Genomic DNA, 24,421 nt, shown 5'->3' on the forward strand with positions numbered 1-24,421 from the left:
GCCCGTCAGCTCTCCGGCTCCACGACGACGACCTCTTCCTCGACGACCTCGGCGCCGACGCGGCCGTTCCCGTCGTAGTCGCCGCCGACGATCCGGTACGACCGGAACTCCACTTCCGTCTCGTCCCGCGTGGACACGAGGACGTAGTGGGCGTCGGGCGCGTAGGACGAGTACGACACGTCGGTGCGCGACGGGTACGCCTCGGTGGCGGTGTGCGAGTGGTAGACGATGACGATCTCCTCGTCCCGGTCGTCCACCTCGCGGTCCAGCTTGAACAGCTCCGCCGCGTCGAACTTGTAGAACGTCGGGGACCGTTCCGCGTTCGTCATGGGGATGAACCGGACGGGCCGGTCCTCCCCGGCCGGTCCGGTGACCACTCCGCACGCCTCGTCGGGGTGGTCAGCGCGCGCATGCGCGACGATCTGGTCTACCAGGGCGCGTTCGATCGTCAGCATGGTCCGAAGCGTACCTGTGGCGTGTCGCGGTCAGCCGAGCGCGTCGACCAGTTCCTCCAGCATCATCGTGAGCAGCTCGTAGGCGGCGAACAGCGGGGTGCGGGGGTCGTCGGGGGTGAGCTTGCCGGCCTGCCGGTACCAGTCCTCGTCGATGTCGAGCCGGGTGCCGAGGACGAGCCGGACGTCGTTGAGCGCCCGCAGCCACGCCTCGGCGCGGTCGCCGTCCAGGGCCAGGGCGAGCAGGGGGCCGTCCTCGTGCTCGTGCGCCTCGTCCAGGGTTTCGAGGATCGTGCGCGCGGCCTCCCGCTTGCCCTCGCGGAGTCCGAGTTCGGTGTAGCGGCGGAACTCGCCGGACGCTTCGTCGTCGCCGGAATAACCGTCGGGGAACAACCGCAGCAGGACCGGGTCGGACGGCGTCTTCGCCGACGACGCGATGCCGAACGCGGCGAGGTCGTCGTCCGCCGGGGCGCCGTCGCCGAGCAGTTCGAGCATCTGCTCCATGAGCAGCCGCAGCAGGTGCGCCTCCTGCGGTTCCAGCCGCAGGACCACGCCCTCAGTCATCACGTTTCACCGTCGCCCAGAGTCCGTAGGAGTGCAGCACTTCGACGTGGCGCTCCATCTCCTCGCGGCCCCCGTTGGCGACGACCGCGCGTCCCTTGTGGTGGACGTCCAGCATCAGCTTCTCGGCTTTGGGCTTGCCGTAACCGAACACCTTCTGGAACACGTACGTGACGTACGTCATCGTGTTGATGGGGTCGTTCCAGACGATGGTGATCCAGGGACGGTCGGAACGCAGGTCCTCCCCGATGTCCGGACGTTCCAGTTCGACCGGTGCGGGTGCGCTGGTCATGACCGCTGTGTCGCCTTCCTCGTGGCCGTGCGTGCGTGATGTGCGTGCGTGATGGGCGCCGTCCTTCCCGATGCTATGCGTCCTATCCCCGCCGCTGCGGGCGACCTGGACGGCTCCGCGAAAGACGCTGCCCGTAATGTTCGTTGCGTGGAGACGAGCACCGCCCTGCTGACCGACCAGTACGAGCTGACGATGCTGCAGGCCGCACTGCGCGCCGGGACGGCCGAGCGCCGTGCCGTGTTCGAGGTGTTCGCGCGCAGCCTTCCGGCGGGCCGCCGGTACGGGGTGGTGGCGGGCACGGGACGGCTCCTGGACGCCATCGCGGACTTCCGGTTCGGCACCGACGAGCTGGACTTCCTGACGGGCAACGGCATCGTGGACGAGCCCACTGCGAAGTGGTTGTCGTCGTACCGCTTCACGGGTGACGTCTACGGATACCCCGAGGGCGAGTGCTACTTCCCCAACTCCCCCATCCTGTCCGTGGAGGGCACGTTCGCCGAAGCGGTCCTGCTGGAGACGGTCGCACTGTCGATCCTGAATTACGACAGCGCGATCGCTTCGGCGGCGTCGCGCATGGCGGTGGCGGCGGGGAACCGTCCGCTCATCGAGATGGGTTCGCGCCGCACGCACGAGCGCGCGGCCGTGTCCGCCGCCCGCGCCGCGCACATCGCGGGGTTCGCGACGACGTCCAATCTCGCGGCGGGCCGGGCGTACGGCGTCCCGACGGGCGGGACCGCCGCGCACGCGTTCACGATGCTGCACGACAGCGAGCGCCACGCGTTCGAGGCGCAGTTGGCCTCGCTGGGCGACGCGACGACGCTGCTGGTCGACACCTACGACGTGGAACGCGCGGTGAAGACGGCCGTGGAGCTGGCCGGTCCCGCGCTCGGCGCCGTCCGCATCGACAGCGGCGACCTCGGCGATCTGGCGCGCCGCGTCCGGGCGCAGCTCGACGCGCTCGGCGCCCGCGAGACGCGGATCATCGTCACCGGCGACCTGGACGAGCACGGCATCGCGGCCCTCGCCGCCGCCCCGGTCGACGGCTACGGCGTCGGGACGTCCCTGGTCACGGGCTCGGGGGCGCCGACCGCTTCGCTCGTCTACAAGCTGGTGGCCCGCGCGGACCGGCCGGGGCCGGACGCGCCGCTGCGTCCGGTCGCCAAGCGCTCCACGGGCAAGCCGACGATCGGCGGGCGCAAGCGGGCGCTGCGGCGGCTGGACGTGCACGGCGTCGCGTGCGCGGAGGTCGTGACGGTCGGCGAGCCGGCGCCGGGCGTCCGGGACCGGCTGCTCCAGGTGCCGCTGGTCCGGGGCGGCGAGATCGTCGGCCGGGAGCCGCTGACCGCCGCCCGCGCACGGCACCGCGCGGTGGTCGCGGAGCTGCCGCCGCAGGCCAGGCAGTTGTCGCGCGGTGAGCCCGCGCTGCCGACGGAGATCGTCGCGGACGGTCCGCAGGGCGCGTAGCGGCCCGCCCGCCGGGGGACATACCTCGCGAACCAGGAAGGGGTGTCATGGCCAAGGCTCTGATCATCGTGGACGTGCAGAACGACTTCTGCGAGGGCGGCTCGCTGGCGGTCGCGGGCGGCGCGGACACGGCCGCCGCCGTGACCCGGCACCTCGCGGAACAACGTTCCGTTTATGACCACGTCGTCGCCACCCGCGACTTCCACCTCGACCCCGGCCCGCACTTCTCCGACCATCCGGACTTCGTGGACACCTGGCCCCCGCACTGCGTCATCGGCACGCCCGGCGCGGACTTCCACCCCGCGCTCGACCTGGACCCGGTCGAGGCGGTGTTCAGCAAGGGCCGGACGGCCGCCGCCTACAGCGGCTTCGAGGGCGCCGACGACGCCGGGACGCGGCTCGCCGGCTGGCTGCGCGACCGCGACGTCACCGAGGTGGACGTCGTCGGCATCGCCACCGACCACTGCGTCCGCGCGACCGCGGCCGACGCGGCCCGCGAGGGCTTCCGCACCCGCGTGCTGCTGGACCTGACGGCCGGGGTCGCCGCCGACACGACGGACCGGGCGCTCGCCGAGCTGCGCGACGCGGGCGTGGAGCTGTCCGGCGCCCCCGTCGTGCGCTCCTGACCGTGGGCGGCGGCGACCTGCCGGTCCGCGTGATCGTCGTCATGGGCGTGGCGGGCTGCGGCAAGACGACCGTGGGACGTCTGCTGGCGTCCCGGCTCGGCGTCGACTACGCCGAGGGCGACGATTTCCACACGCCCGCGAACGTGCGGAAAATGGCGGACGGGACGCCCCTCACCGACGCCGACCGCCGCCCCTGGCTGAAGGCCATCGAATCCTGGATCACCGGCCGGCTGGAATCGGGACGCCCGGCGGTGGTGGCGTGCTCGGCCCTGAAACGCGCCTACCGCGAAATGCTCGGCCTGGGGCGTCCGGGCGTCGCCCTGGTCTATCTGAACGCCGATCGCACGACGCTGGAAGCGCGCCTCCACCAACGTCCGGGCCATTTCTTCCGCGCGAACATGCTGGCCGGGCAGTTCGCCGACCTGGAACCCCCGACCAGGGACGAAGCCCTCTGGGTCGATGCCGGGAACCCGCTTCCGGAGATCGTCGCGGAGATCACCGAGGGGATGGCGCGGAGGTACCCGCCCGCCGGTTGAGCGTCAGCCGAGAACGGCGGGCCTGAGCACGTCCTCGCACCAAGAGCGGAACGTCGTCGGCGTGGTCGAGGCGGCCGTGCGCGGCTCGGCGTTGTCGATCCCCCGGTTCTTGGCGTCGAACATGTCGACCATTCCCTGCGCCGCTTCGTCCGGCATTCCGAACCCGGTGAGACTCGCTTTGAACGCCCCGGGAGTGGACTGCCGGTAGGCGATCTCAGTGCCGAGGACGTCCGACATGATCCGCGCCATGTCCAGCGGCGTCAGGTCTTCCGGCCCGAGCACGGCGACCTGGCCCGTCCCGTCCCACCCGTCGTCCAGCAGCAGCCGCGCGGACGCGACGGCGATGTCGCGGGCGGCGACGAGCGGCGCGGCGAGGTCCGGGTCGATCATCATGGAGAACTCGCCGCGCTCGCGGATGGACGTCACCTGGTTGAGCAGGTTGTGCATGAAGGACGGGCACGCCACGGCCCGGAACGCGACGCCCGATTCGGCGATCAGGTCGCACATCGCCAGCGAGGCCGTCACCGGCCCGGCGTGCTCGGCGAACCGCGTCCCCTTGCCGAGCGCCGTGATCGCGACGACGCGCTCGACGCCGTGCCGGACGAACGCCGCGATCCCCGGCCGGGTGAAGTCGGTGTAGGGGACGTCGATGTCGGGCGCGAGCCAGAACACGGCCTCGGCGCCCTTGCACGCCCGGTCGATGACGTCGCGGTCGCCGTGCGAGCCTTCGACGACCTCGGTCCGCGCGCGGATCTCCGGGGCGAGCCGGGACGGGTCGCGCGCGACGAGCCGCAGCTCGGCCCCCTCTTCGAGCAGGACGTCCACCAGGACGCGGCCGATGGTGCTGGTGGGCGCGGTGACGACGATCATCAGGAAGCTCCTTCGGAAGGGATGTAGGCGAGGCCGTGCGCGCCGGACTCGCCGAACGCGCCGAGGTCGAGCCGGGACACGCGCCGCAGCGACGCAAGGTCCACGACCTCGACGGTCGCGGACGCGAAGCAGGCGACGTAGCCGAGGCGGCCGTCCGGCGACGAGTGGACGGTCAGGGGCACCGTCCCGATGTCAAGCCCCCCGATCTCCTTGTGGGTATCGGCGGAGAACACCGTCAGCCGTCCGGGCGCCATCGCGCGGCCCCGCGTGCGGACCTCGCCGACGAGCAGCAGCCCGGTCGAGGTCAGATGGACGGGCAGGACGGAGTTCTCCGTGGGCAGCGCGTCGATCACGGTCGCCGACACGGTGTCGATGACGTTGATCGCCGACTCCGGTTCGTCCCCGTCGAAGAACGACCCCCGGAACGGCGACGCCGCGTACGCGCGGGCGCCGTCGGCGGAGACCGCGACGCCCTCGCTGCTCGGCACCGGGGCCCGTCCGGTGAGCGTCCCGCGCTCCAGGTCGAGGACGGAGACGAACGGCGCCTCCTTGTTGGCGACGCAGCCGACCCGTCCGGCCGCGTCCAGGGCGATCCAGTGCGCGCCGGGCGCGCCGGAGTCGATGCGGCCGATCGGACGGCGCGTCCCCGCGTCCAGGACGACGACCCCGCCGGGCCGCTCGTCCGAGCCTTCGACGCTCACGTAGACGCGGCGCCGCGCGACGTCGAGGGCGATGCCGTGCGGGGCGTGCTCGGGCGCGAGGTCCACGACGTCCACGACGCGGCGGGCGTCGGGGTCGATGACGGTCAGCTCGGTCCGGCGGCCGGTGTTGGCGTGGTAGAAGCCCGAGTAGTACGTCATCGTCACCCACAGCAGGCGTTCGACGGGGTCGAAGGCCAGCTCGTGGGGTTCGGCGAGGGTGGCCACCGAGCCGAGGTGCCGGTCGGTGGCGGCGTCGAAGAACGAGACGGACGGTCCGCTCTGGCCGACCACGGCCAGCACGTCCCCTTCCCGATCGTCGCGCGGTGTCACGGTCATGGCGGGTTCCTTAGAACAGGGCCGGTGGTCTCACCGGCCCTTCGACTCTCGCCGTCCGCACCCGTCCGCGACAATGCAACAATCAGCACGCAATAGTTACCCCGTACGCAAAACAGCAGCTCAGAGGACACCGATGGACCTCAACCTCCTCCGCGTCCTAGACGCTCTGCTCCAGGACAACAGCGTGACGCTCGCGGCCGAGCGCCTGGGCACGTCCCCGGCGGCGGTCAGCCGGACGCTGGCCCGCCTGCGCCGCGCCGTCGGGGACCCGCTGCTCGTCCGCGCGGGCCAGGGCATGGTCCCGACGCCGCGTGCGCTGGAGTTGCGGGACGAGGTGAGCACTCTCCTGCGCGCGTGCGACGACGTCCTGCGCCCCGGCGCCGGATTCGACGCCGCGCACCTGCACCGCACGTTCACCGTGCAGACGACCGGGCTGCTGCTCGTGAAGGTCGCCGGGGCGCTGACCGAACGCCTCCGCACCGAGGCGCCGCGCGTGGACGTGGTGTTCCTCCCCGAGGCCCTGGAAGGCGGCCCGGCCCTGCGCCAAGGCTCGGTGGACGTGGAGCTGGGCGTCCTCGGCAACCTGGACCCCGAAATACAGACCGAGCAGTTGACCAAGGTCACCCTGGTAGGAGTGGCCCGCGATAACCACCCCCTGTTCGACCGAAGGATCGACGCGCGCAGCTTCGCCGCCGCCGACCACATCGGCATCTCCCGGACCGGCAAACGGCGCGGCCCGATCGACACCGCGCTCGCAGATCTCGGCCTGCACCGCAGGGTCGCGGTGGTCGTTCCGAGCCACACCAGCGCGATGCTCCTGGCCCGCGAAACCGACCTCATCGCCCTGACGGCGGCGGAGTGGCTGGAGGACACGGTGAACGCGCTGGGCCTGCGCACGTTCCGGATCCCGCTGGACCTGCCGCCCTTCGACCTCGGCATGGCCTGGCACCCCCGCAACGCCGCCGACCCGAGCCACCGCTGGTTCCGCACCCGCCTAGCCGAAGCCGTCCGCACGACGTGAGAGGCATGGCCGGACGCCCGGCCATGCCTCCCGCGCTCACGCCTGCCCGAGCGCCTTCACGACGGCGGACGGGTCGCCGTCGAAGTAGTCCCGGACGACGCTCTGGAGCACCGCCAGCGCCCGCAGGCCCGGCACGAACTCGGCCTCCTCGCGCGGCATGGACGGCTCCTTGGCGTTGCCGATCTTGAGCAGTTCGTGGATCTCGGTGGCGTGGTACCGCCGGTGACCCGACGGCAGGGTGATCGGGTTGAGGGTCCCGGTCCTGGCCCACCGCGTGACGGTCTTCGGATCGACGCGGAAGAACTGCGCCACCTCCGACGGCGTGTAGAGGGTCGGCTGCTTCGGTTCTTCTTTCGGTGCGCTCATGGCTCTCCCAGTGCTGGACGGCTCGGCGGCCGTACGACGGGCATACGACGGTCAGTGGTCGGGGTGCCGGCCGAGGCCGAGCGCGCACGCGACCGCCCGCGCGGACGCGGAAAGGCTTCCCGCGGGGCCGATGACGCGGCGCGGATCGAGGCCGTGGACGAAATTCCAGCCGTCGCCGGAAAGGTCGCAGCCGATCTCGCTCGCCTCGTTTCCCCAGGTCACGCGCATGACCGGGGGAAGTCCGGCACGAAAGCGACGGATTTCGCACAGGACGCCGGGGTAGTGCTCGCGCAGCGTCAGGCTGAGCGCTTCGAGGAAGACGACGCGCTGATTGGCCGGCATTCCCGGGTCGGCCGGACCGGGTGGTGCGGACAGCATCACCGGTCCTCCTTTCGCGATCGGTACGACGATCGTCTGTTGTTTTCTCTCTGTCCTGTCTGGTGGTCTCGTGGCATCTGACGGGCGCGACGCGAGCATGATCCAGAATTCTTTCCCAAACTTCCGAAAGACTTCTTGCGCTTCCGTCGTGAACCATGCATCGTCTTAACCCGAGACGCGAACCGACGTAACGTTCAAGGTCATCGTGCCTACACGACGGACCTTCCCGATTCTCTCGGTTCGGTGCTCCAAGAGTGCCGTTCAGGCCGCCCCCTGACTAGGCGAGGCGGCGAAATTCAACACCGAAGGAGGGAACATGCGCATGCGCTCCGGGTTCGACCCCGACAGTTCGCTGTGGGATCTCACAGCCGTCTGCCTGCGGCAACTGCGGCTCACTCACGGCTGGTCACTCGCCGCAGTCGGCGACGTGATCGAACGGGACCGGTCGCTCGTGTCCTATGTTGAATCGGGAGACACGAGGCTCCGGATCGAGCACGCACAGAAGCTCGACGAGGCGTGGAACACCGATGGGCTGCTTTCGTCAATGGTCCGTTTCGCGAAGTCTGGGCACAATGCCCAATGGTTCAAGGCCCACCAGCAGTTCCAGGCGAAGTCCACCGAGCTGCGGATCTGGGAAACGTCCTGGGTGCCCGGCCTGTTCCAGACGCCCGAATACGCCCGCGCCGTCTTCGAGTGCTACGGCCTGGAGGACATCGACAAGCCGCTCACCGCTCGCCTCAAGCGGCAGGGCCTGCTCGACCGCCTGCCGCGCCCGCTCATCTGGGCCTACGTCTATGAGGACGTGATCGAGTCCCCCGTCGGCGGCCCGGAGGTCATGCGCGCACAGCTCGCCCGTCTCCTGGAGCTGGCCGAACGCCCGAACATCACAATCCGCGTCCTGCCCCGTTCGGTCGGCGCGACCGTCGGCCGTGACGGCGCGTTCATGCTCATGGCGACGGCCAAGGAAGAACAGGCATTCACCGAGGCCAGCGCCGGAGGACGCCTCACCGACGACAGCACGGATGTAAGCTCGTTGCGAGTGAAGTTCGCGCGCATCGGGGACCACGCTCTTCCCGTGGACGCCTCCCTGCGGCTCATCCGAGAATCGATGGAGAAGTTCCAGTGACCCCACAGTGGCGCAAAAGCACCCGAAGCGGTGGCAACAACGGCGGGATGACCGAGTGCGTCGAGGTGGCGAAGCTCCCCCACACGGTAGGCCTGCGTGACAGCAAGGCCCCGGCCGCCGGTCACCTGACGCTGACCCCCGCCACGTTCGCCGCCCTGCTCACCGAAGCGAAGCGCAACGACCTCAACCTCTGACCACCCCCGAGCAACACCCCCCGAACCCCGGCCACGGCCGGGGTTCGTCTTTTGCCCGCCCCCTCCAAAAAAACCCGTTGGCGCCCTCCGGCGGGCGCTGCTACCTTGCCGGAGGCCGTGCAAGAGACCGAGGAGGTGGTACCCGTGAACCGAGCAACGACATGGGTGCTCCCCTCTGGGGTCACGGTCGGGCGATAGGTCGTCCGGGAGCGCCGAAAAGAGCACTCCCGAAAGGCACGACCATGCACTTCACCGCTGAACAGCGCCACGACGGCGTCCGTGAACGCGAGTTCACCCTGGGCGAGATCCCCGGCATCCTCTGGACCCCGGACGCCCCGTCCGAGCCCGTCCCGCTGATCCTGATGGGCCACTCCAGCGACCTGACCCGAATGCGCCCCCGCCTGACGGCCCGCGCCGAGGCCACGGTCGCCCAAGGCTTCGCGGCGGCCACCATCGAACTCCCGGGAAACGGCACCCGCCCGCGCATCCCCGCCTTCGACCAGGCCCGAGCGGACCTCCGCACCGCCCTGAAATCAGGCGCCAAGGTCACCGAAGACATCATCGACCGCCTGATCCTCCCGCTGATCGACCAAGCGGCCCCCGAATCCCGAGAAGCCCTGGACGCCCTCCAGTCCCTCCCCGAGATCGCCCCCCAGGCGGGCTACGCAGGCGGCATCACCGCCCTGGCAATCCGCCTGGCAACGATCGACCCGCGCATCAAAGCCGCCGTTCTCTTCGCCGGCAGCTACCTCCCCAGCACCACGTTCGAAGAGGCCCGCGCCCTGACGATCCCCGTCCACGTCCTCCTCCAGTGGGACGACGAAGGCAACGACCGCCAGGCGGCCCTGGACCTCTTCGACGCCCTCAACACCAAGGACAAGACCCTCCACGCCAACATGGGCGGCCACACGGGCGTCCCCGCCTTCGAGGCACCCGCCTCAAACGCCTTCTTCACCCGCCACCTGAAGTAACCCCAACGCCGCGCCCGGCCCACCCGACCGGGCGCGGCTCTCCCCCGCCCTGCTGTCGGCGGATCTCCGCATACTCCAGACATAAGCACCATCACGGTGGGTAGTTCAACGAATACCTACTGTCACTACGGTCCGGCCGGACGCAGAGCCGCGACCGCATCCATGCATGGGAGATCCGATGCCATCCGGCACCACGACGCGTAGCCGCGCGGCGGCCGTCGTCCTGCTGGCCGGTGCCCTGACCGGCCCCGTCCTCGGCGCGCCGTCCGCAGCCGCCGACTCCCGGGCGGCCCGCGAGGTCCGCCTGTACCAGGGCACCGCCCAGGAGATCGCCACGCTGAAAGTGGCGATCTGCGCCACCAAGAACACCGGCGACGCGACCAGCTTCACGGTCACGGCCCAGGCGCTGGAGAACGGCGAACAGCCGTCCAAGACCAACTGCCTGATCGTCCCGGTGCCCGCCCTCGGCGGCACCGCCCGCCAGGCCACCGGCACCGGCGCACGCGCCCGCCCCGCGGGCACCGACTACGGCGAACAGATCATCGCCGAAGTCGCCGTGCCGACGACCGGGATCAAGGGCTACGTCTGCACGCTCCCGACGTCCCAGCTCGGCAACGTCCTCGCCGGGACCGACGATGACGACGAGGGCGACCACAAGGGCTGCAACCTCTGGAACGCCACGAGCATTCTCAAATAACAAGCGCGTCGCGGCCGGCCCCGTTTTCCGATTGACCGCCGTCGCCGCCCGGGTGAATTCACGTCGCACGGCCGAGCAATTCTTGTGCGACACTGCGCAGCTCAGCCCGGGATCGTTCGGTCCTTTGCGGCGGACGAATATCCGGGTCCGCGCCCATTCGACCGCCCATCCGAGGCGATCGGCGGTGGCCCGATCCGACCGACGGCGCGGCTCGGCCGACAGCGCCCCTACGGCCACACGCGGCCGATGAAAAGACATTATTGTTTATTTATTCGGCCACCGATAAAGCAGCAGGTGGCGAGCGTGGGCGTCCCGCGCACCCGTGGTCGGCCGCGCGCCGGGCCGGGCGCCCCGCCCGCCGCCGGACGGGGTGCCGGTCACGCGACCACGGCGGCGGCCGACGGGAGCGGCACCGGGTCGTAGGACGGGTGCTGCTTTCGCTTCGATGGGCGTAGTGCATTTCATCTGCGGCGACGCGCGTGGCGGGCGCGAAGTGTTTTACTTCGGTCGGCGGGCGGCGCCATAATGCCGCAATGCCCCTCTTCCGGCGCAATAAGCCCGCCAGCCCCCCGCCCCCGCAGCAGCCCGGCACCGCGCAGGCCCCGGCGTCCTCGTCCGAGGACTGCACCGCGCACAGCCCGTGCCGCGAGCTTCTCGCCATCCCCACCGCGCAGCGCGACTCCCTGCTCCGCCTCATCCTCGGCAGGACGCGGGACCTCGGCGCGGACGCGATCAGCGTCTACCTCAACGACGAGTTGTCCGCGCGGCTCGTCGTGATGGGGCCGGGCGAGTCCGGCGCCGTCCAGCGCGCCTACGCCGTCCCCGGCCACCTCGCGGAGCGGTGGGGCACCACGCCGCCCGACCTGCTCCGCCGGGCGCTGGAGAACATGCGCGGCGACGACGTCGAGGTCGCCGCGCACGAGCAGGGCGAGACGTCGCCGCTCTACACCGTCATCGACCAGGGCGTCTCGGGCGCCGCGCACCTCGTCCGGCTGGAGCAGGCGCTCGGCGTCGACCTGCCGAACGGGGCGATCGTCGGGATCCCGCGCGAGCACCAGCTCCTCGCCGTCCCGATCCGGACGGCCCGCGACATCTCCACCATCGAGGCGATGCTGAACCTCGTCCGCGACGTCGGCGCCCGCGCGCAGGACCGCGTCAGCCTGGACGTCTTCTGGCTCCACAAGGGCCGGCTGCACCCGTTCAACGCCGAGGTCAAGGACGGCCGCCTCGAACGGATCTTCCCGCCGGACGAGTTCCGCACCCTCCTCGACGCCCTCCCGAAAGCCTGACCGCGAGCGCGCCGCGCGGCCCCGACCGCGCGGCGCGCTTTGTCAGAGGCACGTGGCAGGCTTCCCGGAAAAGGAGGCGACGTGTCCGACAGCTTCATGGTGGCCGCCCGGATCCCGATGACGCGGGACGGGTTCGATCACTGGCTCGACGTCGAGATCCCGGCCGCCGCCGACGCGATCGACGACCCCGGCGCGATGTACACGGGCTGGTTCTGGGACGGCAAGAGCCCCGAGGACGACTGGGACCTCGACCGCGACGGCCGCACCCCGCGCTCGCTGTTCGCCGAGCAGATCGTCAAGGGCCACGGCGCGGTGGTCCTGCGGCACCGCGACGACGCCCTGGAGGCGTACCTGTTCCACTTCGGCTTCGACCGCTGGTCCGTCCACATGGCGCTGCTCGCGCTCGCCGCCGCGGGCCGGAACGCCACCGGCGACGCCGAAGCGCTGTTCTGGGCCGAGACGTCCGGCTCCCTCTGCCCGCCCGAGTGGGACGGCCGCCTCGCCTGCCTCGCGATCGGCCGCACCACCGCGCGCTTCCGGCCCCGCCACGACCTGACCGAGGTGATCGAGGCCCTGCGCCCCGCCGAGAGCGCCTTCTTCGCCCTGATCGGACGCCTCCACGCCGAGGAGCAGGGCGACGGCAGCTACCCGTCCGCGCGGAACCCCGAGTTCGTGGACCCGGCCGTCCTCGCCTGACCTCAGGTCCGGCGGCGGGCCGCCCACTCGCGGATCTTCTCGATCCGCCGCCGCACCTCGGGGCCGGACGCCTGCGCCAGCGGCGGGCCGCCGCAGGAGCGCCGCAGCTCGGTGTGGATCACGCCGTGCGGCTGGCCCGTCCGGTGGCTCCACGCCCCGACGAGCCCGTTCAGCTCTTTGCGCAGGGCGTGCAGGTCCTCGGCGGCCGTCCGGTCCTGCCGCGGGTCGCCGGTCTTGGTCTTGCGCTCCCGGGCGATCTGGTCGGCCTGCCGCTTGCGCAGCAACTGCCCCACCTGCTCGGGCTCCAGCAGCCCCGGGATGCCGAGGAACTCCTCCTCCTCGGCCGACCCGGGCGCGGCCTGCATCCCGAACTCGCCGCCGTCGTACAGAATGCGGTCGAACGTCGCCGACGCCTCGACGGTCTCGAACGCCAGTTCCTCCCCGACCGCGTCGGGGGTGTCGCGCTGCCGGTTGGCCTCGGCGAGCAGGTCGTCGTCCAGGCCGTCCTCGCGGACCGGACGGTCCAGGACGTGGTCGCGCTCGGTCTCCATCTCGGCCGCGTGCCCCATCAGCGTGGGCACCGACGGCAGGAACACCGACGCCGTCTCACCCCGCCGCCGCGCACGCACGAAACGCCCGATGGCCTGCGCGAAGAACAGCGGCGTGCTGGTGGACGTCGCGTAGACCCCGACGGCCAGCCGGGGAATGTCGACCCCTTCGGACACCATCCGCACCGCGACCATCCACCGGTCGTCGGAGTCGGCGAACTGCTTGATCTTCTTGGACGCGCCCGGATCGTCCGACAGCACGATCGTCGCGCCCTGCCCGGACACGGCCCGCAGCATCTTCGCGTACGCCCGCGCGGTCTCGTGGTCGGTGGCGATGACGAGCCCGCCCGCGTCCGGGATGGCGCGGCGCAGCTCGGTCAGCCGCCGGTCGGCGGCGGCGAGCACCTGGCCGATCCAGTCGCCCTTGGGGTCGAGCGCGGCCCGCCACGCCTGCGCGGTCTGGTCCTGGGTGAGCGGCTCGCCGAGCGTCGCGGTGATCTCGTCGCCGGCGCGCGTCCGCCAGCGCATCTCCCCCGCGTACGCCAGGAAGATCACCGGCCGGACGACGCCGTCGGCGAGCGCGGGACCGTAGCCGTAGGTGTAGTCGGCGCGGCTGCGGCGGATGCCGTCCGGCCCCTCTTCGTACTGGACGAACGGGATCGGGTTCACGTCCGTCCGGAACGGCGTTCCGGACAGGGCCAGGCGCCGCGCGGCGGGCTCGAACGCCTCGCGCACCGCGTCGCCCCAGGACAGCCCATCGCCCGCGTGGTGCACCTCGTCGAAGATCACCAGCGTCTTGCGCGCCTCGGTGCGGTTGCGGTGCAGCGGCGGACGGGCCGCGACCGTCGCGTACGTCACCGCGATCCCGTGGAACTCCCGGCCGACCGCGCCCTGCCCGTTCTGGTACTCCGGGTCGATCTTGATGCCGACGCGGGCGGCGGCCTCGGCCCACTGCCGCTTCAGGTGCTCGGTCGGGCAGATGATCGTGATCGCCACGACGATGCGCCGCTCCAGCAGCTCCCGCGCCAGCCGGAGCGCGAACGTCGTCTTGCCCGCGCCCGGCGTCGCGACGGTCAGGAAGTCGCGCGGGCCTTGCGCGGAACCGTCCGGGCCGAAGTAGGCCTCCAGCGCCTGCTGCTGCCAGGCGCGCAGGGACGACGCGGTCCCCCAGGCGGCGCGTTCGGGGAACGCCGGGGGCATGTCGGGTGCGGCGAAGGTGCTCACGGTCCCTGAAGGCTACCGAGGACCACCGACAGAACGCGCGCCCCGCCGCCCGAATGTGGCGAGTCTCCCCCGCGACGCGGCGCGGCCCCGGCCCGGACAACACCGGACCGGGGCCGCGAAACCGCAGGTCAGTCGTCGCCCTGGCCGCCGCCGGACTGCATCGACTCGTAGATCTCCTTGCACTCCGGGCACACCGGGAACTTCTTCGGGTCGCGGTTCGGCACCCAGACCTTGCCGCAGAGGGCGATCACGGGCGTCCCGCTCACCGCACTCTCGGTGATCTTGGCCTTCTTCACATAGTGGGCGAACCGCTCGTGGTCGCCGTCGCCATGGGAGAGGTCGGGCCGGGTGTCGCTCTCGGGAAGGATCTTCGTGCTCACGTTCGCCACCTTAGTTCAGCGTGGGGTCGTCCGGAAAAGTCGAGACGAAGGCCAGGTCGCCGCCCTGCCGGCGCAGGACCTCCTGCCAGAGCCGGGACGGGTCGCCCGCGAAGACGTCCCCGGACTCGGCGGGCACCAGGTACCAGGCGCCCTCCTCCACCTCTTTGCGCAACTGCCCCGCCGACCACCCCGCGTAGCCGGCGAAGACGCGGAGCTGGAGCAGTTCGGCGGCCAGCAGCGACGGCGGGGCGTCCAGGTCCACGAGCCCGACCCGCGCCACCTCCGCGGCGTCCAGCCCGCGCCACCCGAGCGGCTCCCCGTCGCCGGGCAGCCGGGCCAGCGCGAGCGCGTTGTCCAGCGCGACCGGTCCGCCCTGGAAGACGAACGGCGGCCCGGTCACCAACTCGGCCCAGGGCGGGAGGATGCGGTCCACCGGGACCTCCGTCGGCCGGTTGAGGACGACCCCGAGCGTACCTCCGTCGGCGTCGTGCTCCACGACCAGGACGACCGTCCGCTTGAAGTTCGGGTCCTCGAGCTGCGGCGTGGCAACCAGCAGCAGTCCGACCCTGATGCCGTCATCCATGACGTCCATGATGCGGGAGCGCGGGGCCGCGCGGAACGGCACCCCGGACGTTGCGCTGTAAGGGCTTCCTATCGCCACGGATATCGGCAGACTGAGAGGGTCCGGGAAGAATCATTACGATCATCAGACGCCCGCCGGACGGTGCGGTGGCGGGCCGGGGAGGACGCGAGATGCAGTTGCCCAGGGTCGTGATCGCCGCGGTGTTCTTCGTGATCGGACTGTTGATCGCGGTTCCACCGCTGGTGAAGTGGGCGACCCGGTCCGACGCCGCGTCGCCGTCCGCCTCACCGTCGCCCTCGCCGTCGGGTTCGCCGTCCGGCTCCCCGACCGGGACGAAGTCCCCGAAGGCGGGCAAGAAGCCCGTCCCGGTGCCGACGGCCCCGCTCGCGGTGACGATCGGCGGGGTGTCCTGCCCGTCGCGCGAGGTGAAGATCGAGATCCACAACAACGCCGCCGCCAAGGCCGACTACGTCATCAAGCGCGACGACGGCCCCGGCACGCTGGACGGCTCCCTCCAGCCCGGCGCCAGCCGCAGCACGACCCTGACCCTGCGCGAGGACAAGACGACCAACCTGCGGGTGACGTCGCACGACCTGGTCGTCAAGGGGCGGACGCTGAAGGCCAACTGCAAGCACGCCCACGCCGCCCCGCCCGCCAAGAAGCCCGACCGGCTCCCGCACACCGGCCCCGACGACGGCGTCCTGTGGGCGCGCGGCGCGACCGGCGGCGCCGCCCTGATCACCGGCGCGATCATCCTCTGGTACGGCGGGGTGTGGCCGCGCCGCCGCGAGAAGATCTTCGCCAAGGACTAGCGGCGCGGCCCCGGCCTCAGACCTCGCTGCGGGGACGGCCGCCCGCCGCCTCGCGCACCGCGCCCGCGACGCGCGCGCTCACGTCCGGGTGGAACACGCTCGGGACGATGTAGTTCGGGCCCAGCTCGTCCGGCGCGACGACCTCGGCGAGCGCCTTGGCGGCGGCGGCCAGCATCTCCAGCGTGACGCCGTCGGCCTGCGCGTCCAGCAGCCCCCGGAACACCCCGGGGAACGCCAGCACGTTGTTGATCTGGTTCGGGTAGTCGCTGCGGCCCGTCGCGACGACGGCGGCGTGCTCGCGGGCCTCGTCCGGCGCGACCTCCGGCTCGGGGTTGGCCAGCGCGAACACGATCGCGTCGTCGCGCATCGTCGCGATGTCCGCGCCGGACAGGATGCCGGGCGCCGAGACGCCGACGAACACGTCCGCGTCCCGGACGGCGCCGCGCAGGTCCCCCGCGTAGCCGCTCGTGTTGGTGTGCTCGGCGATCCAGCGCAGCGAGTCGTCCAGGTCGTCGCGGCCGAGGTGGACGGCGCCCTTGAAGTCGCACACGACGACGTCCTTCGCGCCCGCGTGCAGCAGCAGCTTCAGGATCGCGCTGCCCGCCGCGCCCGCGCCCGCCATCGCGATGCGCACCTCGCCGATGCCCTTGCCGACGACGCGCAACGCGTTCGTCAGCGCCGCCAGCACGCAGATCGCGGTGCCGTGCTGGTCGTCGTGGAAGACCGGGATGTCCAGCAGGTCCCGCAGGCGGGCCTCCACCTCGAAGCAGCGCGGCGCCGAGATGTCCTCCAGGTTGATGCCGCCGAACGCGGGCGCCAGGATCTGGACGGTCCGGACGATCTCGTCGGTGTCCTGGGTGTCCAGGCAGATCGGCCACGCGTCGATCCCGGCGAACCGCTTGAACAGCGCCGCCTTGCCCTCCATGACCGGCAGCGCCGCCTCCGGCCCGATGTTGCCGAGCCCGAGCACCGCCGACCCGTCGGTGACGACCGCGACGCTGTTGCGCTTGATCGTCAGGCGGCGGACGTCCTCGGGGTTGCGCGCGATGGCCAGCGACACCCGCGCGACGCCCGGCGTGTACGCCATCGACAGCTCGTCGCGGGTGCGCAGCGGCACCTTGGACTGCATCTCGATCTTGCCGCCGAGGTGCATGAGGAACGTCCGGTCGCTGACCTTGTGGATCTTGATGTCGGCGATGCGCTCCAGCGCCGCCGCGATCTCCTCGGCGTGCGCGGTGTCGCGGGTCGCGATCGTCACGTCGATCCGGAGCGTCTCGTGGCCCGCGGTGTTCACGTCGAGGGCGGTGACGATCCCGCCCGCGCTCTCGACCACGTGCGTGATCTGGCTGACGGCCTTGCCGCCCGCCGGGACCTCCAGCCGGACGGTGATGGAGTACGAAACGCTGGGCACGCTGGCCACGACACTGCTCCCGTCGATCCTCGGACACGACCGCCCCCGGCGTCGGCCGCCTGCGTGCGCCGGGCTCGCCCCGGCCGGTCACACGGGGACGTCAGAGCCGCGGATCGGGCGCTGCCGGCCGATCCGGACGACGTCCGGGACGGCCGGCGCGGGCGCGGTCCTTGTTCCCGAGCATACGCTCACCCGGTGCGACCGACCCCCAAAACCCCAGGCCCCGCCCGTAACCGGGCGACGGGTCAGAACAGGGCGGACTGGAGGGCGCGACGGGCCTTGGTCACGCGCGGGTCATCGCCGGGCATGATGTCGAACAGCGACAGCAGGCGCTTGCGGGCCTCGTCCCGGTCGTCGCCCGCGGTGCGCCGGACGGTCGCGACGAGCCGGTCGAACGCGGCCTCGACCTGCCCGCCCACCATCTCCACGTCGGCGGCGGCGAGCTGCAGGGCCACGTTCGCGGGCTCGGCGTCGGCGTCGGCCACGGCGCGCGTCGCGTCCACGTCCTGGATGCGCTCGCTGAGATCGACCAGGCCGAGGCCGCTGCGGGCCTGCTCGTCGCGCGGGTTCGCGGCCAGCAGCGCCGCGAACCGGTCGCGGGCCGTGGCGAGGTCGCCGGTCTGCAGCGCCTCCTCGGCCTCGATGAGCACCGGGTCCAGCGCGGGGCCGGCGGGGGCGCCGGGCGCGGCCTCGCCCTCGGGCTCGTCCGCGAGCAGCCCCTCCTTGCGCAGCGCCTCGAAGAGCTGGTCGATCGCCTGCCGGACCTGCGGCTCGGGCGCCGCGCCGTTGAGGAACGGCAGGAGCTGCCCGCCGACGACCGCCGCGACGAACGGGATGCCCCGCACGCCCATCTGCTGCATGTACGCGCCGAGCTGCGGGTTCGCGTCGATGTCGACCTTGGCGAGGACCCACCGGCCCGCCGCCTCGGCCGCCAGCTTCTCCAGGATCGGGCCGAGCTGCTTGCAGGGCTCGCACCACTCGGCCCAGAAGTCCACGAGGACCGGGACGGCCTGCGACCGCTCCACGACCTCGGTGTTGAACGTCTGATCGGTGACGTCCACGACGTACGCGGCGGAGCCGGGGTCGCCGGCGGCCTGCGGGGCGGCCTGCGCGGAGGCCGGGGCCTGCTGCCGTTCCTGCCGCTTCTTGACGGCGGCCTGCCGGGCGCCGAGATCCACGGCCCCGTACAACGAAAAGTCCCGAGAAGGCATGGGTCCATCCTGCCTCATGACCGCGCCCGCCGGTGCGTCCGTCGCCCGACCCGCGCCCGGCCGGGCCCGGCCGCCGATCAACCGGACGGGCCGTCCATCCCGGAGGAAACACGGACCGGAAAGGGCCGTGCGGACAGAGCGGGACATCATCGCGAAACAATGCCTTTCCGGTTAGGCAAAGAATCCCGTACCCTGCGGCCAACACCAAAAGCGGGCTGACAGCGATAACCAAGGCTGGTTATAGTCGCAATGTCGATGCCCGGCGTGACCGGCGGCGCGTGCCGCCGGAACCGAGCGGCCTTATACGGCCGCCGGCGGCAGGGGGGAACGGCCGCGGGCACCGCCCGCACACGGCCGTCGCGGCGCCGGGCGATGCAACGGGGGGTAAAAGACACATGGTCGCGGACTTCTCCGCGATCGTGGCCGCAGGGATGGGAGTCCGCCGCGGGGGGCGGTGGCTCCTGCGCCCGGTGGCCTTCGGCGTCGCCGAAGGCGTGGTCGGCCTGGCCGGTCAACCCGGTTCGGGGAAAACCACTCTGCTGGCCACGTTCGCGACGCTGCGCCGACCGAGCACGGGCGCGCTGCGGATTCTCGGGCACGACGCGGGGAATTCCGCCGGGCTGCGCGCCATACGCGCACGGGTCGGATATCTGCCCGCCCGCATCTCCTTCGCCGCGAACATGACGGCGGGCGAATTCGTCGGTTACGCCGCCTATTACAAAGGAATGCGCGCACCCGCCGCGCGGGCGGCGCTGAAACGCCTCGACCTCGCCGACGCGGCCGGGACCGAACTGGCGCACCTGCCGCCGGACGTCCGGCTGCGCGCCGGGCTCGCGGCCACGTGCGTCCACGAACCGGACCTCGTCCTGCTGGACGAACCGCTCGCGGGCCTGTCCACCGGGCGTCCCGGGGACGCGGCGGCGGCGCGGGAGCTGATCCCGCTGCTGCGGTCGCTGGCCCCGACGGTCATCGTCACCGCCGAGGCCGAGGACGACCTCGGCGGCTGGTGCGACCGCGTCCTCACGCTCGCGCGCGGGCGGCTGACCGACGGGACGTCCGTCCCGGTCGGCACCCGGCCCGGCGACTCCGGCGACGCCGATCCGACCGCCGGCGGCCCATTGGCACGTTCCTTCGGCGGTTCGATGACGCGTGCGCTCCGCGGCGCGGTCCGCCGCACGACGCGCGCCACGGCGCGGGCCACCGCGCGCGGCGCGAGCGACGCGCGGGGCGACGCGGCGCGGGGCACGGCGGCCGACGGCCGTCCGGCGCGGGTCCGCGCGGGCCGGACGCCCGCGGGAAGCACGGCCGGTGTCTGAACTCGGACGGGTGCTCCGCCAGGACGCCCGCCGCACGGCGCTGCTCGTCGCGGTCCCCGTGCTGGCCGTCGTGGGCTGCCTGGCCGCCTGGCCGGCGCTCACGCCCGGCGTCGCCTACTGGGACGACTCGATCGTCGCGATGCTGACCGCCGCGCGGCTCGTCGGCCCGGCGGCGGCGGCGCTGGCCGCGTGGGCGGCCGTCCGCGAGCGGAGCCTGGACTTCCTGCGCGACCTCACGACGCGCTCGCCCGCGACGGCCGGGCTGCTGGACCTGCTGCTGCTCGCGTCGGCGGCGGTCGTCGCGTTCACTGCGGTCGCGCTGGTCGTCGCGGCCGAGACGCTGACGCGCCAGGAGGCGGGCCGGGCCAGTCCGCTCGGGCCGCTCGCCGGGGCGTCCGCGCTGGTCCTGCACGTCGTGGCCGGGTACCTGGCCGGACGCGTCCTGCCGCGCCGCGCGACGCCGTTCCTCGTGCTCGCCGCCGCCGCGCCGTGGGCGCTGCTGCGCCAGCCCGGACGGTCCTGGTGGAGCATGCTCCCGCCCGGCGTCTACGACCGGGTCGGGCTGTTCACCGGGCTGCGCTCCGAAGTCCTCGCCGACCAGACGGTGTGGTCGCTCGGGCTGACGGCCGCGCTCGTCCTCGGCTACGCGGCGTGGCTGGACCGGCGGCGGGCGCTCGTCCCGCCGCTGGCCCTCGCACTGCTCACCGTGGGCGTCGCGACGGTGCGGCTGCACACGTCCGGCGACCGCGTCGTCGACCCCGCGCCGACCGAGCTGACCTGCCAGGTCTGGCCGCTGGAGGTCTGCGTGCACCCGGCGCTGCGGGAGGCGCTGCCCGCGCTGACGGCCGCGTTCACCCCGCTCGCCAGCCGCCTCAACGGGACGCCCGGCGCGTTCACCCGCGTCGAGCAGCGGCCGGCGCGCGAGCCCGCCGGGGTCGCGGGCGGCGTCGCGGCCGTCCGGCTGGAGGACGCGCTGACCTTCGGCTACGCCGACCGCGCCGTCCGGCAGATCCTGGACGGCCTGGCCGCCAGGCCCTGCACGGCGCCGGGCGCCGGGCAGTACCGCGCGCTCGTGGACGCCTGGCTGGCCGGGGCCGTCCCGCCGCCCGTCCCGGACGCGGCCACGGCCCGCCGGTTCGCGTCGTGGAGCGAGGAGCGGCGCCGCGACTGGCTGCGCGGCCACTACGCCGACTACCGGACGTGCGCGCTGGACGCGTCGTCGTTCCCCGCGCGCGAGCCCTCGCTCGACCACGTCCTCGGGGTGCGCAAGCCGGTGCGGATCGAGGTGCCGCGCGTGCCGGTATCGGCGGTCGTGAACCGCCCGGCCCCCCGGCCCGCGGCCCCGCCGGCGGACGGAACGCCGTCGCGCATCCGCCGGACGGCGCACCCGCGCGGACACGGCGGGACCCCCCGGCCCACCGTGCCCGCGCGGCGTTCTCAGGCCCCCGCGCCGCCGACGCCCGCCGCCTCGGCCTCCTGGGAGGACGAGGTCCAGTAGCGCTCGACGAGGAACGGCGCGACGGGCAGGACGGCGGCGAGCAGCGCCAGCACCGTCCGGGTGCCGTTCCAGCCCAGCACCGGACGGACGAGGAAGACCATCCCGACATAACCGAGGAACAGCACCCCGTGGATCGGTCCGACGATCGACACCGCCGCCGGCGCGTCCGCCGCGTACTTCAGCGGCATGGCGATCAGCAGGAGCACCAGGAAGGAGACCGCCTCGGCGATCGAGACGATCCGGAACGCGCGCACGTTGTCCACGCCCGGCCCAACGCGCGGGCGCGCACCCGGGTTTCCGGGACGGCTATGCCGCCCGTCACACCGCGCGGTTCGCCCGCATCCGTAGGGGAATGCACCGGGGCATGGACCCATCCCCCCGTGGTTCCGTCCAGCGGTACGGTGCCGTGCTCGCGCTCATCGTCGTGACCGTCGCGGTCGTGCTCGTCGCGCAGCGGACGCTGCACCTGCCCGGCTGGCTGAACCCGTTCGCCGAGACCACCAAGGACCGCAGCGGCCCCGCCCTGCTGGAGTCGATCCGCGACCTCAGCCGGTACGAGGCGGCGGGCGGTGATTTCCAGGTCATCGTGGACCTGGAGAAGGACAGCAAATACCTGCCGAGCGCGATTCGCGGCACGCGCACGCTGTTCGTCGGCTCCGGGTCGGTGAACGCGTACGTGGATTTCTCGAAACTGAATTCCGGGGCCGTCCGGGTCAGCGAGGACCGCAAGACCGCGACGATCGTCCTGCCGCACGCGCAACTGGACCGCGCCAGCCTGGACCCGAAGGCCAGTTACGCCGTTTCCACCTCGCGCGGCCTGACGAACCGCCTCGGTGACGCCCTGAGCGGCAATCCGAACAACCAGCAGCAGCTCTACGTGCTGGCGGCGCAGAAGATCCAGGACGCCGCCGCGCGCAGCGGGCTCCAGGCCCACGCCGACCGGAACACCCGGTCGATGCTCGTGAACATGCTGGGAGCACTGGGGTTCACGAGCGTGACCGTCCAGGTCGGCGCGGTGCGGTGACCGTCAGGGGACGCGGATGATCAGCGCGTCGCCCTGGCCGCCGCCCCCGCACAGCCCGGCCGCGCCGACGCCGCCGCCGCGCCGCTTCAGCTCGTGCGCCAGGTGCAGGACGATCCGCGCCCCCGACATCCCGACCGGGTGCCCGAGCGCGATCGCGCCGCCGTTGACGTTCACCTTGTCCGGGTCGACGCCGAGGTCGCGGGTCGACTGGACGCCGACCGCCGCGAACGCCTCGTTGATCTCCACCAGGTCGAGGTCGGCGACGTCCAGGCCGTCCTTGGCCAGCGCCTGCCGGATCGCGTTGGACGGCTGGGAGTGCAGCGAGTTGTCCGGCCCCGCGACGTTGCCGTGCGCGCCGATCTCCGCCAGCCAGGTCAGCCCCAGCTCTTCCGCCTTGGCCTTGGACATCACGACGACCGCGGCGGCGCCGTCGGAGATCTGCGAGGACGAGCCCGCGGTGATCGTGCCGTCCTTGCTGAACGAGGGCCGCAGCTTCGCCAGCGAGTCGGCGGTCGTGTCCGGCCGGATGCCCTCGTCGGCGGCGAACACGACCGGCTCGCCGCGCCGCTGCGGGATCTCCACCGGGGCGATCTCGGCGTCGAACAGGCCGTTCTTCTGCGCGGCGGCGGCGCGCTGGTGGGACCGGGCGGAGAACGCGTCCTGGTCCTCGCGGGTCAGGCCGAGCCGTCCGTTGTGGCTCTCGGTGGACTCGCCCATCGAGACGCCGTCGAACGCGTCGGTCAGCGCGTCGTAGGCCATGTGGTCCAGCACCTCGACCGAGCCGTACTTGTACCCGCCGCGCGACTTCGGCAGCAGGTGCGGCGCCTGCGTCATCGACTCCATGCCGCCCGCGACGACGATGTCGAACTCCCCGGCGCGGATGAGCTGGTCGGCGAGCGCGATGGCGTCCAGGCCCGACAGGCACACCTTGTTGATCGTGACGGACGGGACCGTCATCGGGATGCCCGCCTTCACCGCCGCCTGCCGCGACGGGATCTGCCCCGCGCCCGCCTGGAGCACCTGCCCGAGGATCACGTACTGGACCTGCTCGCCGGTGATCCCCGCCCGCTCCAGCGCCGCCCTGATCGCGTGCGCGCCGAGGTCGGCGGCGGAGAAGTCCTTGAGCGAGCCGAGCAGCCGGCCGATCGGGGTTCGCGCTCCGGCGACGATCACGGAGTTCGCAGACATCAGGGGGCCTCCAGCGAGGTTCGGCGGCGACGTTTGCCACCATACCCACGAGCACCTTTTGCCCTGCCCACCGCCCTGCCGCGGACCGTTCCGCGGCCTTCCGGAGGAGAGCCCCCATGCTCACCCGCATCGACCACATCGGCATCGCGTGCAACGACCTCGAAGCGACCGTCGCCTTCTACCGGGAGACCTACGGGTTCGACGACGTCCACTACGAGGTGAACGAGGAGCAGGGCGTCAAGGAGGCCATGCTGAAGATCAACGAGACCGGGGACGGCGCGGCGAGCTACCTCCAGCTCATCCAGCCGATCCGGGACGACTCGACCGTCGCCAAGTGGCTGGCGAAGAACGGCGAGGGCGTCCACCACATCGCGTTCGGCACCGACGGGGACGTCCAGGAGGAGGCCGACGGGATCGCGGCCAAGGGCGTCCGGGTGCTGTACGACAAGCCGCGCCGGGGCTCGCTCGGGTCGCGGATCACGTTCCTGCACCCGAAGGACGCGCACGGCGTTCTGACCGAGTTGGTGGAGAAGGCCGGGGACTGACGCGGCGGGGCCGTGGGCGCGTGATCGGAGCGTCCGGACGGACGCGTCGATTTCGTGATGTGTTCGATATCACAACGTTGATCACGCGCTCGCGGCGTACCCCTC

Annotated in this window: 28 protein-coding genes and 1 pseudogene; 15 read left to right on the forward strand and 14 right to left on the reverse strand. The window is 72.2% G+C overall.

All coding sequences use genetic code 11. The annotated features are described in order from the left end of the window. Positions 1 to 5 precede the first annotated feature (5 nt). The 3 genes from BTM25_RS19000 to clpS are packed head-to-tail and all read right to left on the reverse strand — an operon-like array spanning position 6 to position 1,305. Entirely contained in the window at positions 6 to 455 is a 450-nt protein-coding gene (locus BTM25_RS19000) for a Mov34/MPN/PAD-1 family protein (RefSeq protein WP_103564190.1), read from the reverse strand. Positions 456 to 485: 30 nt separating this feature from the next. Beyond that, a complete protein-coding gene (locus tag BTM25_RS19005; protein WP_103564191.1) occupies positions 486 to 1,016 on the reverse strand; it encodes a DUF2017 domain-containing protein in 531 nt (176 codons plus the stop codon). Further along, positions 1,009 to 1,305, reverse strand: coding sequence for an ATP-dependent Clp protease adapter ClpS (gene clpS, locus BTM25_RS19010; protein WP_103564192.1), 297 nt, complete (start codon positions 1,303 to 1,305; stop codon positions 1,009 to 1,011). The genes BTM25_RS19005 and clpS overlap by 8 nt, the downstream gene beginning before the upstream one ends. 147 nt (positions 1,306 to 1,452) lie before the next feature. Here clpS and BTM25_RS19015 point away from each other — a divergent pair, with 147 nt between their 5' ends. From BTM25_RS19015 to BTM25_RS19025, 3 genes are read left to right on the forward strand one after another with little or no spacing between them, the layout of a single operon-like run. Then, positions 1,453 to 2,769, forward strand: coding sequence for a nicotinate phosphoribosyltransferase (locus tag BTM25_RS19015; RefSeq protein ID WP_268877671.1), 1,317 nt, complete (start codon positions 1,453 to 1,455; stop codon positions 2,767 to 2,769). Positions 2,770 to 2,816: 47 nt separating this feature from the next. Further along, entirely contained in the window at positions 2,817 to 3,395 is a 579-nt protein-coding gene (locus tag BTM25_RS19020; protein WP_103564194.1) for an isochorismatase family protein, read from the forward strand. A gap of 2 nt (positions 3,396 to 3,397) precedes the next feature. Further along, positions 3,398 to 3,931 carry a gluconokinase gene (locus tag BTM25_RS19025; RefSeq protein ID WP_235828482.1) on the forward strand — a complete coding sequence of 178 codons (534 nt, stop codon included), beginning with the start codon at positions 3,398 to 3,400 and terminating at the stop codon, positions 3,929 to 3,931. A 3-nt stretch (positions 3,932 to 3,934) separates the two neighbouring features. Here BTM25_RS19025 and BTM25_RS19030 read toward each other — a convergent pair whose 3' ends face one another. Further along, on the reverse strand, positions 3,935 to 4,801 hold the full coding sequence (locus BTM25_RS19030) for an NAD(P)H-binding protein (RefSeq protein WP_103564195.1): 867 nt from the start codon (positions 4,799 to 4,801) through the stop codon (positions 3,935 to 3,937). Further along, positions 4,801 to 5,838: a YncE family protein gene (locus BTM25_RS19035; protein WP_103564196.1), complete on the reverse strand. Its 1,038-nt coding sequence runs from the start codon at positions 5,836 to 5,838 to the stop codon at positions 4,801 to 4,803. The genes BTM25_RS19030 and BTM25_RS19035 overlap by 1 nt, the downstream gene beginning before the upstream one ends. 133 nt (positions 5,839 to 5,971) lie before the next feature. On the opposite strand from BTM25_RS19035, the gene BTM25_RS19040 reads away from it, so the two are divergent. Further along, positions 5,972 to 6,859: a LysR family transcriptional regulator gene (locus BTM25_RS19040; RefSeq protein ID WP_103564197.1), complete on the forward strand. Its 888-nt coding sequence runs from the start codon at positions 5,972 to 5,974 to the stop codon at positions 6,857 to 6,859. 162 nt (positions 6,860 to 7,021) lie between these two features. On the opposite strand, the pseudogene BTM25_RS30965 reads toward BTM25_RS19040, so the two are convergent. Together BTM25_RS30965 and BTM25_RS19050 are read right to left on the reverse strand one after the other, a co-directional pair. Further along, positions 7,022 to 7,225 (reverse strand): annotated as a pseudogene (locus BTM25_RS30965) (helix-turn-helix domain-containing protein); the annotation flags it as partial. Between the two features lie 51 nt (positions 7,226 to 7,276). Beyond that, positions 7,277 to 7,702 (reverse strand): hypothetical protein, encoded by a 426-nt coding sequence (locus tag BTM25_RS19050; RefSeq protein ID WP_235828483.1) that lies wholly within the window; start codon positions 7,700 to 7,702, stop codon positions 7,277 to 7,279. A gap of 217 nt (positions 7,703 to 7,919) precedes the next feature. Here BTM25_RS19050 and BTM25_RS19055 point away from each other — a divergent pair, with 217 nt between their 5' ends. The 6 genes from BTM25_RS19055 (at position 7,920) to BTM25_RS19080 (ending at position 12,576) form a co-directional block, all read left to right on the forward strand. Further along, positions 7,920 to 8,729 carry a helix-turn-helix domain-containing protein gene (locus BTM25_RS19055; protein ID WP_103564199.1) on the forward strand — a complete coding sequence of 270 codons (810 nt, stop codon included), beginning with the start codon at positions 7,920 to 7,922 and terminating at the stop codon, positions 8,727 to 8,729. Further along, positions 8,726 to 8,923 carry a DUF397 domain-containing protein gene (locus BTM25_RS19060; RefSeq protein WP_103564200.1) on the forward strand — a complete coding sequence of 66 codons (198 nt, stop codon included), beginning with the start codon at positions 8,726 to 8,728 and terminating at the stop codon, positions 8,921 to 8,923. The genes BTM25_RS19055 and BTM25_RS19060 overlap by 4 nt, the downstream gene beginning before the upstream one ends. Before the next feature lie 242 nt (positions 8,924 to 9,165). Beyond that, positions 9,166 to 9,894, forward strand: coding sequence for a dienelactone hydrolase family protein (locus BTM25_RS19065; RefSeq protein WP_103564201.1), 729 nt, complete (start codon positions 9,166 to 9,168; stop codon positions 9,892 to 9,894). Positions 9,895 to 10,072: 178 nt separating this feature from the next. After that, positions 10,073 to 10,591, forward strand: a complete 519-nt coding sequence (locus BTM25_RS19070; protein WP_103564202.1) for a hypothetical protein — start codon at positions 10,073 to 10,075, stop codon at positions 10,589 to 10,591. A gap of 533 nt (positions 10,592 to 11,124) precedes the next feature. After that, positions 11,125 to 11,880, forward strand: coding sequence for a hypothetical protein (locus BTM25_RS19075; RefSeq protein ID WP_103564203.1), 756 nt, complete (start codon positions 11,125 to 11,127; stop codon positions 11,878 to 11,880). An 81-nt stretch (positions 11,881 to 11,961) separates the two neighbouring features. Then, positions 11,962 to 12,576: a hypothetical protein gene (locus tag BTM25_RS19080; RefSeq protein WP_103564204.1), complete on the forward strand. Its 615-nt coding sequence runs from the start codon at positions 11,962 to 11,964 to the stop codon at positions 12,574 to 12,576. A 2-nt stretch (positions 12,577 to 12,578) separates the two neighbouring features. Here BTM25_RS19080 and BTM25_RS19085 read toward each other — a convergent pair whose 3' ends face one another. The 3 genes from BTM25_RS19085 to BTM25_RS19095 form a co-directional block, all read right to left on the reverse strand. Beyond that, positions 12,579 to 14,324: a DEAD/DEAH box helicase gene (locus tag BTM25_RS19085; protein WP_103564735.1), complete on the reverse strand. Its 1,746-nt coding sequence runs from the start codon at positions 14,322 to 14,324 to the stop codon at positions 12,579 to 12,581. A 152-nt stretch (positions 14,325 to 14,476) separates the two neighbouring features. After that, positions 14,477 to 14,728 carry a DUF3039 domain-containing protein gene (locus BTM25_RS19090; RefSeq protein WP_205648147.1) on the reverse strand — a complete coding sequence of 84 codons (252 nt, stop codon included), beginning with the start codon at positions 14,726 to 14,728 and terminating at the stop codon, positions 14,477 to 14,479. A 10-nt stretch (positions 14,729 to 14,738) separates the two neighbouring features. Beyond that, positions 14,739 to 15,311, reverse strand: a complete 573-nt coding sequence (locus BTM25_RS19095; RefSeq protein WP_103564736.1) for a YqgE/AlgH family protein — start codon at positions 15,309 to 15,311, stop codon at positions 14,739 to 14,741. A gap of 170 nt (positions 15,312 to 15,481) precedes the next feature. On the opposite strand from BTM25_RS19095, the gene BTM25_RS30020 reads away from it, so the two are divergent. Continuing rightward, complete coding sequence (locus BTM25_RS30020) at positions 15,482 to 16,123, forward strand: hypothetical protein (RefSeq protein WP_205648148.1); 642 nt, start codon at positions 15,482 to 15,484, stop codon at positions 16,121 to 16,123. A gap of 16 nt (positions 16,124 to 16,139) precedes the next feature. Here BTM25_RS30020 and BTM25_RS19105 read toward each other — a convergent pair whose 3' ends face one another. Further along, a complete protein-coding gene (locus BTM25_RS19105; protein ID WP_103564206.1) occupies positions 16,140 to 17,543 on the reverse strand; it encodes an NAD-dependent malic enzyme in 1,404 nt (467 codons plus the stop codon). 236 nt (positions 17,544 to 17,779) lie between these two features. Further along, positions 17,780 to 18,745: a tetratricopeptide repeat protein gene (locus BTM25_RS19110; RefSeq protein WP_168212156.1), complete on the reverse strand. Its 966-nt coding sequence runs from the start codon at positions 18,743 to 18,745 to the stop codon at positions 17,780 to 17,782. A gap of 470 nt (positions 18,746 to 19,215) precedes the next feature. Here BTM25_RS19110 and BTM25_RS19115 point away from each other — a divergent pair, with 470 nt between their 5' ends. Next, positions 19,216 to 20,061: an ATP-binding cassette domain-containing protein gene (locus tag BTM25_RS19115; protein ID WP_235828484.1), complete on the forward strand. Its 846-nt coding sequence runs from the start codon at positions 19,216 to 19,218 to the stop codon at positions 20,059 to 20,061. After that, the gene (locus BTM25_RS19120) at positions 20,054 to 21,559 is read left to right on the forward strand and encodes a hypothetical protein (protein ID WP_205648149.1); all 1,506 of its coding nucleotides are present in this window, start codon (positions 20,054 to 20,056) and stop codon (positions 21,557 to 21,559) included. Before BTM25_RS19115 ends, BTM25_RS19120 begins: the two co-directional genes overlap by 8 nt. Here BTM25_RS19120 and BTM25_RS19125 read toward each other — a convergent pair. Continuing rightward, the gene (locus BTM25_RS19125; RefSeq protein WP_103564209.1) at positions 21,499 to 21,822 is read right to left on the reverse strand and encodes a DUF3817 domain-containing protein; all 324 of its coding nucleotides are present in this window, start codon (positions 21,820 to 21,822) and stop codon (positions 21,499 to 21,501) included. The genes BTM25_RS19120 and BTM25_RS19125 overlap by 61 nt on opposite strands. A 101-nt stretch (positions 21,823 to 21,923) precedes the next feature. Here BTM25_RS19125 and BTM25_RS19130 point away from each other — a divergent pair, with 101 nt between their 5' ends. Then, complete coding sequence (locus BTM25_RS19130) at positions 21,924 to 22,583, forward strand: DUF4230 domain-containing protein (protein WP_103564210.1); 660 nt, start codon at positions 21,924 to 21,926, stop codon at positions 22,581 to 22,583. Positions 22,584 to 22,586: 3 nt separating this feature from the next. On the opposite strand, the gene BTM25_RS19135 is transcribed toward BTM25_RS19130, so the two are convergent. Continuing rightward, on the reverse strand, positions 22,587 to 23,771 hold the full coding sequence (locus BTM25_RS19135; RefSeq protein ID WP_103564211.1) for an acetyl-CoA C-acetyltransferase: 1,185 nt from the start codon (positions 23,769 to 23,771) through the stop codon (positions 22,587 to 22,589). 116 nt (positions 23,772 to 23,887) lie between these two features. Here BTM25_RS19135 and mce point away from each other — a divergent pair, with 116 nt between their 5' ends. Next, positions 23,888 to 24,316, forward strand: coding sequence for a methylmalonyl-CoA epimerase (gene mce, locus BTM25_RS19140; protein WP_103564212.1), 429 nt, complete (start codon positions 23,888 to 23,890; stop codon positions 24,314 to 24,316). The last annotated feature ends 105 nt before the right edge of the window (positions 24,317 to 24,421 follow it).

Source organism: Actinomadura rubteroloni, from assembly GCF_002911665.1.
Taxonomy (GTDB): Bacteria; Actinomycetota; Actinomycetes; order Streptosporangiales; family Streptosporangiaceae; genus Spirillospora; species Spirillospora rubteroloni.